Annotated in this window: 12 protein-coding genes; 6 read left to right on the top strand and 6 right to left on the bottom strand. The window is 46.0% G+C overall.

The window, feature by feature from the left end; translation table 11 throughout:
• Nucleotides 1–18 precede the first annotated feature (18 nt).
• Nucleotides 19–813, bottom strand: a complete 795-nt coding sequence (locus E2980_RS11980; RefSeq protein WP_135152406.1) for a DUF2935 domain-containing protein — start codon at nucleotides 811–813, stop codon at nucleotides 19–21.
• A 499-nt stretch (nucleotides 814–1,312) separates the two neighbouring features.
• Between E2980_RS11980 and selD the strand changes: the two genes are divergently transcribed.
• Together selD and mnmH are read left to right on the top strand one after the other, a co-directional pair.
• Nucleotides 1,313–2,362, top strand: a complete 1,050-nt coding sequence (gene selD / locus E2980_RS11975) for a selenide, water dikinase SelD (RefSeq protein ID WP_420808647.1) — start codon at nucleotides 1,313–1,315, stop codon at nucleotides 2,360–2,362.
• 15 nt (nucleotides 2,363–2,377) lie between these two features.
• The gene (gene mnmH, locus E2980_RS11970; protein ID WP_135152404.1) at nucleotides 2,378–3,415 is read left to right on the top strand and encodes a tRNA 2-selenouridine(34) synthase MnmH; all 1,038 of its coding nucleotides are present in this window, start codon (nucleotides 2,378–2,380) and stop codon (nucleotides 3,413–3,415) included.
• Nucleotides 3,416–3,473: 58 nt separating this feature from the next.
• Here the strand turns inward: mnmH and E2980_RS11965 are convergent, their stop codons facing one another.
• On the bottom strand, nucleotides 3,474–3,911 hold the full coding sequence (locus tag E2980_RS11965) for a hypothetical protein (RefSeq protein WP_135152403.1): 438 nt from the start codon (nucleotides 3,909–3,911) through the stop codon (nucleotides 3,474–3,476).
• Between the two features lie 101 nt (nucleotides 3,912–4,012).
• Between E2980_RS11965 and E2980_RS11960 the strand changes: the two genes are divergently transcribed.
• Nucleotides 4,013–4,825, top strand: a complete 813-nt coding sequence (locus tag E2980_RS11960) for a spermidine synthase (protein ID WP_135152441.1) — start codon at nucleotides 4,013–4,015, stop codon at nucleotides 4,823–4,825.
• Nucleotides 4,826–5,421: 596 nt separating this feature from the next.
• Here the strand turns inward: E2980_RS11960 and E2980_RS11945 are convergent.
• Genes E2980_RS11945 through E2980_RS11935 form a run of 3 tightly spaced genes read right to left on the bottom strand, consistent with a single transcriptional unit; the run spans nucleotide 5,422 to nucleotide 8,784 of the window.
• Nucleotides 5,422–6,501, bottom strand: coding sequence for a mannose-1-phosphate guanylyltransferase (locus E2980_RS11945; RefSeq protein ID WP_135152400.1), 1,080 nt, complete (start codon nucleotides 6,499–6,501; stop codon nucleotides 5,422–5,424).
• The gene (locus E2980_RS11940; RefSeq protein WP_135152399.1) at nucleotides 6,494–7,597 is read right to left on the bottom strand and encodes a glycosyltransferase; all 1,104 of its coding nucleotides are present in this window, start codon (nucleotides 7,595–7,597) and stop codon (nucleotides 6,494–6,496) included. The genes E2980_RS11945 and E2980_RS11940 overlap by 8 nt, the downstream gene beginning before the upstream one ends.
• Nucleotides 7,597–8,784 (bottom strand): glycosyltransferase family 4 protein, encoded by a 1,188-nt coding sequence (locus E2980_RS11935; protein ID WP_135152398.1) that lies wholly within the window; start codon nucleotides 8,782–8,784, stop codon nucleotides 7,597–7,599. Before E2980_RS11935 ends, E2980_RS11940 begins: the two co-directional genes overlap by 1 nt.
• A gap of 285 nt (nucleotides 8,785–9,069) precedes the next feature.
• Between E2980_RS11935 and E2980_RS11930 the strand changes: the two genes are divergently transcribed.
• Nucleotides 9,070–9,642: a 50S ribosomal protein L25 gene (locus E2980_RS11930; protein WP_135152397.1), complete on the top strand. Its 573-nt coding sequence runs from the start codon at nucleotides 9,070–9,072 to the stop codon at nucleotides 9,640–9,642.
• 61 nt (nucleotides 9,643–9,703) lie between these two features.
• Here the strand turns inward: E2980_RS11930 and E2980_RS11925 are convergent, their stop codons facing one another.
• Entirely contained in the window at nucleotides 9,704–10,522 is an 819-nt protein-coding gene (locus E2980_RS11925) for an alpha/beta fold hydrolase (protein WP_135152396.1), read from the bottom strand.
• Nucleotides 10,523–10,754: 232 nt separating this feature from the next.
• On the opposite strand from E2980_RS11925, the gene pyk reads away from it, so the two are divergent.
• Nucleotides 10,755–11,825: a pyruvate kinase gene (gene pyk, locus E2980_RS11920; RefSeq protein ID WP_135152395.1), complete on the top strand. Its 1,071-nt coding sequence runs from the start codon at nucleotides 10,755–10,757 to the stop codon at nucleotides 11,823–11,825.
• The gene (locus tag E2980_RS11915) at nucleotides 11,822–12,097 is read left to right on the top strand and encodes a DUF1801 domain-containing protein (RefSeq protein ID WP_240703004.1); all 276 of its coding nucleotides are present in this window, start codon (nucleotides 11,822–11,824) and stop codon (nucleotides 12,095–12,097) included. The genes pyk and E2980_RS11915 overlap by 4 nt, the downstream gene beginning before the upstream one ends.
• The last annotated feature ends 154 nt before the right edge of the window (nucleotides 12,098–12,251 follow it).

The following is a 12,251-nucleotide window of genomic DNA, read 5'->3' as shown; positions in this document are numbered from 1 at the left end:
AGGAAGAGGCGGAATGGACTACATAATACGGGGTTTGGCGGGATCGCAATTAGGCGAAGGAATCTGGCCGCTCTGCGCTAATTTCATTAAGTAGTAACATTCCTCGCGGTACATATGATCCGGAACGAGCGGATTCAGGCGGCTGAGCAGTTCTTCGCTTAATCCAAGCTCCTCGATCTCCATCAGGAATGCCATGAATATGGACATTTCCATCTTTACTTCGGAATGAAAACGCGGGATAACAGGGTAATTTTGGTTCATCGTTCGCAAATATCCGGTTAACTCGATGGCTTTTAGATAAAATTCGTTGAAATGCTTCTCGAAAGCTTCGCTTTTCTTGATGAGGCGTTTCTCTACCGCGTCCAGATCCATGGCAATTGCTGCCGCATGTCCGGAAGCATCCGGCAACCAAAGCAGGTCGTGATGCAGCGAATGGTATCGCGGAACTGGATTGCCGCGTACTAGCTCCTCCAATATGTTCTTATACTCATCCAGTTCATTTACCATGTGATTAAAGAAGGTTGGAGTAAATCCGATAGAAACTTTTCCTAGTAAAAGCCGTTCCAATAAGCTGAGTTTGAAGGAGCGAAGACTTAGTGTAGCTTGCAAAGCCGCTGCGTTTAGTTCGTCTAACTGAACGGAATCCGTTATGGCTCTCGCTCGTCCGAGCAGTTGATCGAAAAGTAAGATGAATCGTTCCGCCGTTTGCGCGTCCGGCTGCTCTTTTGGCGATAAGGCATTATAAATAAACCTGGAGTGGTCACCCAATATTTGCAGCCAAAATCGGTGCTCGAATAAGGCCTCTTGGTTCAACTATCATCAGTCCCTCCGAAACGTCGATAGTTGAATATATACTGCTGCTGCGAAATGAATATTACAGGAGGTTGGAATGAAGAACGGAGATCGGATGGGCACCCATTCGATCTCCGTTTAGGGAGGATGTGTGATCCGATATGCAAAGTGGTACAGGTGTACAAGCCGTACAAGCCTTGGTAATCGCAGTAACAAAAGTAAGGTAAACGTGGCAAACGTTGAAGATACAGGTAAAAGCAATAGTAAAAGTAATGGATACCATAGAAATTTCTGGGATAGTCAGTGCTTAAATAAAGATAATCCATGGGATAGAATTAATTCGGATACGAAAAGCTGCTGGAACAGCCGTTTTCTAGACTGACAAATCTAATATGTAAGATGGTGGAAGTCGACATCTGTCGGCTTCTTTGCTTTATTAGGTTGGAATAATTGCTTCCCCCTTCGTGATCGTGTACCATTTAAATATTCATGAAAGGAACGTGATATCCAAATGGAAATGATGAATAACATTAAATTAACTTCTTTATCGAGCAAAGGAGGCTGCGGTTGCAAAATTGGACCCGCCGATTTAATGGAAGTGTTACGCAATCTTCCCCCGGCTCAACCCAATCCGGACTTGCTCGTCGGATTGGATACGAGCGACGATGCGGGAGTTTACCGGTTAAGCGATGAATTAGCTCTTGTTCAAACCGTCGATTTCTTCACTCCGATCGTCGATGATCCTTATGATTTCGGACAGATAGCAGCGGCGAACGCGATCAGTGATATCTATGCCATGGGCGGAAAGCCTTTAACCGTATTAAATATTGTAGCCTTTCCTATCTCGACATTGGACAAGCGCGTTCTCTCCGAAATCTTGCGAGGCGCAGCGGATAAGGTTCGGGAAGCTGGTGCCACGCTAGTCGGAGGCCATTCCATCGATGACAAAGAGCCCAAGTTCGGCCTGGCCGTTACAGGTCTCGTTCACCCCGAGAAAGTGCGTACGAATGCCGGCGCGAAACCCGGGGATCGCTTGATCTTAACGAAACCGATCGGAGTGGGCATCTTGACAACTTCGATCAAGAAAGATCAGTTATCGCAAGAAGAGACGAAGCGCCTCACCAGCGTTATGGCCACGTTGAATAAAACGGCCGCGGAGATTATGGAACCGTATCCCGTACACGCTTGTACGGATGTGACGGGGTTCGGATTAATTGGACATGCCTTAGAGATGGCCAAAGGCAGTAAGGTAGGCGTAAAGATCCATCATAAAGCCGTGCCGCTGCTGCCTAGGGTAAGAGAGCTCGCGGAGAGCGGATTCGTACCCGGCGGAACGAAAAATAATTTCGCTCATGTACAGAACGATGTCACCTTTCCGGATGAGATGGATCAAACGGGGCGATGGATTCTTTGCGATGCCGTAACTTCGGGAGGACTGCTGATTTCGGTTGCGGGAGATCAATCGGATTCCTTACTGCAAGAGCTGAAGGAAGCCGGAGTTGAAGCGAGCTTAATCGGCGAGATTACTCAAGACCATCCAAGTCGCGTAACGATAACAGCTGAAGATTGATAAAGGGGCACATCTATGTTTCAGGATTTAAAGCAAGATGAACTGTCGGCGCTGCGCCAGAAGAAGGAACTCGTTACGATCGATGTCCGAACTCCATCCGAATATGACGATGCAACCATTCCGGGCAGCTTGAATATTCCATTTTTCGATGATGAAGAACGTGCCGAGATCGGTACCCTATATAAGCAAGTCAGTGTCCAAGCAGCATCGGAGCGAGGCCTTGAGATTGTTTCCGCTAAGCTGCCGGCTTTCATCAAGCAGTTCTCGCGGATACCCGGTAAGAAGGCGGTATTCTGCTGGAGAGGCGGCATGCGCAGTAAAACAACCGCAACGTTGTTGTCTCTCATGGGAATTCACGTTTATCGTTTAGAAGGCGGGTATCGCGCGTATCGGCAAGGGGTCGTTAAAGCGCTTGACGAACTCGTCGTAACTCCTCCCGCGATTGTGCTTCATGGGAATACGGGGAGCGGTAAAACGGCCATTCTTCGTACTATGAAGGATCGGGGATATCCTGTCCTCGATTTCGAAGCGTTGGCCGGACATCGAGGATCCGTATTCGGAAACATCGGCCTGAAAGCCCACAACCAGAAAAAATTCGATGCGCTGCTTATTGACGAACTAGTTGAAAAAAAGGAATCCGGTTATTTATTATTTGAAGCGGAGAGTAAAAGAATCGGCAAAGTCGTCCTGCCGGACCAACTGGTGCAGAAGAAAGAAGAGGGGCATCAGATTTGGTTGGAGTTACCTCTTGAAGCGCGAGTCCAGCACATATTGGACGATTATCGTCCATGGGAACATCAAGAGGAATGCTTGAAATCTTTTCATCATATTAAATCGCGCATTCATACCCCGATTGCTGCCGAGATCGAACAGAGTTTGACAGAGGGTAAATACGACCGTGCCGTTGAATTGCTGCTTGTCTATTATTATGACCTACGCTATGCACATACTGCGTCATCTTATAACCCGGACAACAAGACGGTCGTTACAGCGCAAACCGTCGAAGAAGCCGTGGAAGCAGTGGAACAGATAATAGCCGCCCTCCATGTTTAAAAGTGCCGAGGTTGCGGAAATCGAACCTCGGCTTTCATTCCCTATAGCTAAGTCCGGATTATCGAGTTCTGCCGCCAAACCTTTTTCGTAGAAAACGAAAGACGAAGTAAATGATTAACCCCCAGAAAAGCAAACCGATGAACGAGAAGCCTCCCGTGCCTCCGAAACCGAAGGGATTTAGTAAGCTGCCAAGCAAGGTTCCAGCAAGTATTCCTCCGAAAAAACCGCCAAATCGGTTAGTCGGATTTGCGGGCGTTCGATTCACGGGAGCATTCGTATCTGGGCGCTGTCCTCGAACACCGCCAGTGTAGCCGCTTCTCGGCGATCTGAAGCTGCCCCTGCCGGCTCGGAAAGCCTTCGTTTGCCCGTTATCTTCATCTTGTACCGTGGGTGAAGCGATTACGGTGGAGACCATTCTCTTCGCTGGTAACGTAGATGTGGCGGTTGTGAAAATCAAAATCCCCATTAATAATCCCAATCCGATTGCCATTCTCATATCTTGACCCTCCATTCAAACATAGCTTTTCCAAAGCATGTCTATATTATTGGTTTTACATATCTAGAACGTTTAAATGTTGCGAAAAAGAGGTGGATGATTTGCATCTGCTAGCCAAGGAGTTCAGCAAGTTTAATGAAATTACGGTATACGATACTAACCAGCTTTATGGAAAAATGGGGAAATTTCGATGCTTGCAGTTTGCGGATGATGCGATACAAGGCGCGATAGACTTGAAGGATCCTATGCGGATCGTGTTAGATTACCAGAGAGCAATGATGCATTTAATGGAGTTAAATAATCCGTCGTTCGAGAACGTTTTTATCATCGGGCATGGGATTGGGAAGATCGCAGGCCACTACCCGGACAAGCGATTTAAAGTAGCGGAAATCGACGAGGTTGTCGTGGAAATCAGCAAGAAGTTTTTTGGATACAGCAAGAATAATGTTGAAGTAGGGGATGGGCGCGAGATTCTAAAGAATGAACAACCGAATTCATACGACTACATTATCTTGGATGCCTTCACCCACAAGGGGATCCCGCTTCATTTCACTACTTTAGAATTTTTTGAAATGACCATGGAAAAGCTCGGTTCCCGCGGAGTTATTTTCATGAATGTTATGGGAAAACCCAAAAACGATTGGCTGCTTAACGGCATTTATACGACACTCAGGGAAGCTTTTGCGTATGCAAAGGCTTTTTCCCTGCCGGCGGTGGATGAGGGGGATGTACGGAATATGATTGTAATGGCAAGCAACGAGGCAATCGATTTTAAAGCGCGGAATAAGAAGGGGGTTTTTGAAATCGAATTGGAGAAAGGACATGTCATAAGAGAATTTATATGTAAAGACCCACCATTCTACAAGAGGATGGCGGGTGGGATTGGTCCCGGAATTGTCAGTAACCGGCTTTAAGAATAATAACCAACAAAATGAAAAGCACTAGCGCAAAAGCTGCAGCACCCATTGCACCGGTTCCAGCGTAACTCATGTATATCACCGCCGCTTGTGTATTGTGATCTCTCATCACATGACATTATATGTGTAAGGTTAAATGCTTGGACAGTACTCTTACCTATATAAGTAATAAATGAGCCACCTGCCGTATACGGTTAGGTGGCTTGTTATTCATGCATGATATAAAAAAATCAACCGATCATAACCAGGATCGAGGCTGGTAATATCCGCAGGACTTTTGTCTTCCATAAGATTTGTGATGTCCACAAGATTTGTGATGTCCATGAGACTTGTCCTTATCTTTATGACAACTGCAAGACCACTTCTCATGCTTGGATTTGTCGTAACCTTTGCTTTTACCGTGAGATTTGCTTTTACCGTGAGATTTGCTCTTGTCATGACAACCGCAATCGCATTTCCCATAAGATTTGTGGTTAACGTAGAAACTAGGTCCCAAATTCATATTCACACCCCCTTTAGTACAAGGTATGAATTCTGAAGCTTAATTGCTTGTACAAATACCTGAACATATTAGTGTAAAAGAACAACGACATTTAAATATATTCCCGCATTCCGTTCTTCTTTAGCAAGACGACGATATCTTTAACGTCTTGCGCTCTATCCTTTGAGCAGATTAATAGGGCGTCTTTCGTGTCGGCTATTATCAAGCCGTCTATGCCGATCGTAGTGATGAGTCTTTCTTCTCCATAGATGATGGAGTTCCTCGTCTGGATACCCAGATGCTTGGATTTCACGATATTGCCGAATTCATCCGGAGGAATGATTGCGCCAAGCGCATCCCAGCTTCCAATATCATTCCAACCGAAATCTCCGGAAATGACCACCACTTCATCGCTTCTCTCCAAGACTCCATAATCGATGGATATATTTTGGAGATTCGGATATATGTCGCGAATGATATCTTTCTGATGATCCCGATCGAGATAATCAACGAGGGGTAACATCGTTTTATACAACCGCGGAAGGTATCGTTTGAAGTGATCTATAATTACCGACGTTTTCCATATGAAGATCCCGCTATTCCATAAATAGTTTCCCGAAGACAGGTATTCTTCCGCAACAATGAAGCTAGGCTTCTCAACGAATTCAGCAACTTCATAGACGTTGCATGGCTTGGTCAAATAAGCTTCGCTGGAGTGGGAGATGTAGCCATAACCGGTGGAAGGGAATGTCGGTTTGATGCCGATCGTTACGATTTTATTCGTTTCTTCGGCAACGGAGCATGCTTCGGATAGCGTCTTCTTGTACTTTGCCTCATCGGTAATATGATGGTCGGAGGGAGAAACGACCATTAAGGAATCGCCGAATTTCTGGTTAATGAACAATGCCGCGTAGAGGATGCTTGCCGCCGTGTTGCGCGCGATGGGTTCAACGAGAATGTTGCTTGCGGGTACGCTGATGTGCATGATGCTTTCTAATTGAACGGCTTGCGACGAATTGGTTACGACGATCGTATTCTCTAGCGGAATGACGCCGTTAAACCGTCCTATCGTGTCGTTAAGCATAATGTCATTGCCGCTAATGTTCAATAATTGCTTGGGCATTTCCTGTCGGGAAAGAGGCCAGAACCGCGTACCGCCTCCACCTGCCAGAATCGTCACGAACTTATGCATGGTGGATCACCGTATGTGCTATGCAGTAGGAGATGATATTTTCCGAACCTTGGTTTAGGTTCAATCCGCTTGGATGAATCCCGTCATAACAACCGCCAGTCTGCGGATCGATCATGGATTGATTACTGGAGTTGCGACCATGAAACCAGTCCAGGCATAAGTTAGCCTTATCGAGGTAAGAAGGACTCCCTAGATTCTCATAAGCTTCCTGAAAAGCGAGAAGCATCTCGCAAGCCTCGATCGGCTGTTCGTCATGCAGTGCGGCAGCTTCGCCACGCACAAGCCATCCGTTGCTTCCGATGGGTTTGAAATAACCTTCCCCCGTGAAGGTAAGCGATGCAAGGAAGTCCAGACTAGACTTCGCCGTATGCCGCAAATCCGTTCTTCCGCTTATACGCGAAGCTTTGAACAAGGCCCAAGGCAGCATGGCATTACCGTACGTGATGCTATCTTCGAACCAATGCCAATCCAATCTATCGTAATGGTCATATTGCAAAAGTAGACGATCAGCCATTTCTTCTACTAATTCTCTTATCCTTTTGTGCGGCAGGAAATGAGAAGCGGCATCTGTTTTTTCAGTATAGGGGTAAGGAAAAGCATATGAGAGGGAGTCTTTGGTTTCGAGTAAGTAACTAAGCCCAACAATTGCGTAGGCTATCGCTCTTGGAGAGCGCAGAGCGGCGACGTGGGGAAGGGCTTGATTAATCATATACCTGCAGCTGTTATGAAGATTATCGGGAACGGAGGGCTCTGAAAGCGTGAATCCGAGCGCCCATAAGCATCGGCCTAAACAATCTTCCGAGCCTAAGTCCTCCATGAAATTGCGGTTGTAATCCATGAAATTGCGAAAGCTTCCATCTTCGTTCTGGGCATGATGGACAAAGGATAAATAAGTAGTTATGAGATCGATCCAACCTTCATCTTCGCAACTCCCGTGCAGCATGACAGCGGCAATTAATGCCCGTGAATTATCATCGGTAGTGTAGCCTTTGCTGCGATCGGGTATCCCGAACTTAGTATGTTGGAAAATGCCGGTGTCATCCGTAAGTCTTCGCAAATATTCCGATCTCAATGGTTTAATCTTCACTTTCTCCATTAAATCACACTCCCTTGGATCGTATATTGGGTTTCGGATTGGACTGAATCCCGAATGATTGCGGCATATTGTAGGACAATTTGGTTCCATATCATCGTGCGACCGAGATCAAGGGTCTTTTGTTCCATCTGGTTCTTCTTGTCGGGATGATCCATGATGTCCAGAATGCTTGTTTCCAAAGACTTCGGATCGCGGAAATCGGCGAGCAATCCTCTGCCATCCGCTAACATTTCCGTTGCATATCGGTAGGGCGTAGAGATGATGACTCTTCCGTAACCGATTCCGTAAGCAAGAGTGCCGCTTACGGCTTGTTCCTTGCCCAAATAAGGAGTCATGTAGATGTCTGATAGAACGAGAGAATGAACTACTTCCTCTTGCGTTAGCAGCTTATCTACAAAAATCACATTTTCGTTCAACTCCAACCGAGAGACGAGATCAACTAGCTTCTGGCGGTACACTTCGCCGACTTCCTGTTTCACGACAGGATGCGTCTTGCCCCAAACGATATATAAAGCATCGGGATGTTTTACTTTGACACCACTCATGGCCTCAATAGCATATTCAATACCTTTTCCCAGGCTTAAGAAACCGAAAGTGGAAACAATCTGACGATCGGCATACCCATAGCGGGTTTTTAGCTGTTCCCTTGATTCGGTTTCGACGCTAGGGACTCCATGATGGATCATGCTGACTTTAGCAGCCGGAATTCCGTAAATCTTATGAAGATCCGCAACCGTGCTCTGTGCCATCGTAATGGATCGACGGCTTAATTCGCCAAGGCGCGCGACAATCTGAAATTGTTTTGGATTCGGAGCGGTTAGAACCGTATGGAAGATAACGATAAAAGGAATGGTCAGCCTCTCCGCAAGATCAAGCACATATTCTCCGCTTTCCCCGCCGTAAATACCGAATTCGTGTTGGATCACAAGGAGATCGACATTGGATCGATTCAATTCCAAAGCAATCCTAATGTATTCCCATCTGTGATTCTGATTAAAGCTCATCATCACTTTCTTGCCATAGGCGTATGTCGCGTTATTGTTAACGGCTACGACACGAGGGGGATTAAAGTCTCTTATCTTCTCTAGTTCATTCATCATATCCTGCGTGAAAGTAGCTAGTCCGCATTCCCGTGGAAGGTAAGTACCTAGAAAGGCTACATTCCTCTTATTTAACTTGTTTTCCATCCAATAACCTCCTCGAATAATTAAAAATTCCATTCAAAATCAATAAAAAAAAGAAATAAAGTTGTCTTTATTTCTGGCGTGGAAGCGAATATTCATTTGGCACGTAAAACGGTTGATATACATATTGATTTGATCGATGTGATATGATATTATAAAATATTTTGGAAAATTTCACCTCGTCTATAAACAATAGCACCCTAATCAATATCTGTCAATTTCGATAAAAATTGTACATCGGCGAATAACCGTGTTAAGCTTGTGACAATTCATGAGGGGGCTAAAGCAATGAGTAACACTATCCAATTAACGGATCGGTCTAATCTTCCCTCTTCGCACGTGAAACAACTGAGAAAGCAAGGATTCATTCCTGCCGTCGTATATGGAGTAGGGCTTACAAGTATCCCGGTTGAAGTCAACGGCAAACAACTGTTCGCCGCGTTGAAGAAAAATCCTAAAGCTATCCTGCAAGCTGCGATCGCGGAACGTGGTCAACACCCTGTTCTTGTCCAAGCGATTCAGAAGGATATGTTAACGGGGAGATGGACTCACGTAGATTTTCACCAGATCAATATGAACGAAAGCATTGATACGAAAGCTACGATTCATTTCTCCGGAGATCCTATTGGGGTAGTAGAAGGTGGTATCCTTCAAATTGAAGTCCACGAAGTGGAGATTCGATGTATGCCGGACAAATTATTCGCGGCATTCGAAGTCGATATTAGTAAACTCGGTATTGGTGACCAGCTGCTAGTTTCTGATCTATCGTTCCATGAAGGCGTTGAAATCTTAACGGATGCTTTAGTCATGTTAGTAAAAATTCTCAACCCGCAAGTAGCAGAAGTTAAGCCTTCGGCGTAAATGAATAATTAATGAGGTTAACTTAGCCCTCCCGATCATAAAGACGATCTGGAGGGCTTTTTTAGTTTCTAGAAGCTTCGTATAACTTCCGTGCAATGCGGACGGGATCTTCTATGATCGTGGAGAAATGATCGCCATGCGTTTTAACCAAACGGAACAGGCCGAGCCGAATGGACATATGCGGATGCCAACCATATCCTTCGCCTTGGGGTAAGGCGTTGTCTTCCGTCAAATACAAGTAGCTTTTCGGAATATCAAGCGAATAGAATTTCTTGAGATCCAGCTTCTGGAATAAAGGTTTCGCGGGTTCGGGAGTTATCCGGTTGTACATTTGTTGGGCAAATAAGAGATCGGCTAAGTTGGTGAAGGTCTCCCGAAATACGGGGAAAGGCAACATGATCGTGTCGTCCTTCGAAGCTTTCCTGAGTTGTTCGAAAGCCATTCTCGTCGGAGGGGGAAGTTGGTCCGCAAGAGACTCTCCGTCATTCAAGACGAATGCATTGAGGAATACTAACCGTTTGATTCGATCGGGGATCTGTTCCGTGACTTTCTGGATGACCGTGCCGCCAAAGCTATGCCCAACGAGAATAAAGTCCCGCAATTGGTGGGACGTAATATAATCCGTAACCGATTGGGTAATCATTTCATGAGTCACGCCAACGGTCGGGTTTCCTCCATGGCCGGCGTACTCAGGAACGTATACGGCGTGCCCCTGCCTACGCAATTCCGCGGCTACGCCATCCCAAAAACGAGTATCTGCCCAAGAACCGTGAACGAGCACGAAGGTGAGGGGCTGTTGAATGTCGCGATAGTAAACGTAGTAGCTTTGACCGGACCGGGGGTAAGTCCATGCCGTCCAAGGCGTATTTTGTTGATACATAATGCCCACATCCTTTAATATACTAGGCTTCAGTTTATGTGCATTTGCCTAAATCGTTCACTGCCTAGCGTCATTAAAAATGAGGATAGGCACTCACCTATTTCTGCGCGGATGAATATCTTATTTCTCATGGATCATTCTGGGAATTGCGGGATAAGTTTAACCAGCTGCTCATTCAATTCGTGAGTTAGAAGCAGGATATTTAATAAAGCGAATCGGAGGATCGGAAAAAATGAGTATCGACTTGATATGCACTATCGGACCTGCCAGTGCCTCCTATGCAAATCTTAAAGAGCTGATGTTAGGCGGTATGACAATCGCCAGGATAAACATGTCGCACGGAAACCATGAAAGCCATAGGGAAGTCATTCAATTTCTAAGGGAGGCCAGCAGGGAATTGGGTAAGCCGATTCGAATAATGGCTGATTTGCAAGGTCCCAAGATCAGGCTGGGTGAATTCGAAGGCGACGGCGTAATTCTTAAGGAAGGTCAATCTTATGATCTTCTGATTACTCCCGTAACGGGAAATAATCAGCGGGCGAATGTCGACTACGCGGGCATTACGAAGGATATCGCCGTTGGCGCAACCGTTCTGATTAATGACGGCGAGGTTAAGTTGGAGGTTACCGAAGTCGCCCCTGTATGGGTGAAAACGACTTGTTTGATTGGCGGGAAAATAAGCAGCAACAAAGGCGTAAACTTTCCGGGAACCACGTTGCACATTCAAGCGATTACGGACAAGGATCGCGAAGATCTGGCTTTTCTTCTCGGTGAAGGAGTCGATTTGATCGCTTGCTCCTTTATTCGCCGTTCCGCTCATTTGGAAGAGATCAGGGAGGTATGCCGATCATTAAGCGGGACCGTTCCGCTATTGGTCGCCAAGATCGAAACGTTGGAAAGCGTAAAGAATTTCAGGGATATCGCCGCTCATTCGGAAGGAATCATGATTGCAAGGGGAGACCTCGGCGTCGAACTCCCCTTCGAACAAGTTCCGCTCATTCAGAAAACTCTTTTAAAGGAATGCAAGGCATCCGGAACTTATGTCATCACGGCAACGCAAATGCTTCAGTCCATGATCGAGCATCCGGTTCCCACGCGAGCGGAAGTAACGGATATCTTTCAAGCCGTGCAAGATGGCACGAACGCAGTGATGCTTTCCGCCGAAAGCTCCGTAGGCAAATTTCCTATCCAATCCGTCCAAGTTCTGAGCCGCGTTGCTTTATTTGCCGAGGGTGTTGATCGGGAGGAGAACTTTACTCTGGAAAGCTTATATTCACGGTTCCCGTTCAACGTGAATTCTTGATTATCCCTTTACAGGAATATTCCTCACCTAAGGTCGCGGAGCGGATTCAATACAAGAAACCTCATTTTCTGAAGAACGGGAAGTACGCTGCGGTCATTACGCCTTCTAAGGATGCTGTAGCCTTTATGATCTTTAACGCGGAAGGTCTTGATTTACCGAAAGGCCAGTTCGAAGGTCCTCCGGAAAGAAAGTGGATTAAAATCCGCGAAGGACAATCGATGGACTATGAGATGTTGTCCAAGCTTCTTGTTCAGGCATCGAGTACTCTCTAAGGAAACAAGTTTAAGGGGCTGTCCCAAAAGTGTAAACTTTTGAGCAGCTTCTTTTTTATCTTGGACCAGGTCGAACTTGGTGTAGGAATAGTTGTTGCTACTATTAATAATTCGTCCTCATTTGCGCTAAATTGGTGCACGGAGTCAGCGCGGA

The organism is Cohnella luojiensis (assembly GCF_004564235.1).
GTDB lineage: Bacteria > Bacillota > Bacilli > Paenibacillales > Paenibacillaceae > Cohnella > Cohnella luojiensis.
Note: the sequence above shows the minus strand (reverse complement) of the source record. Positions and strands in the feature narration are given on the sequence as shown.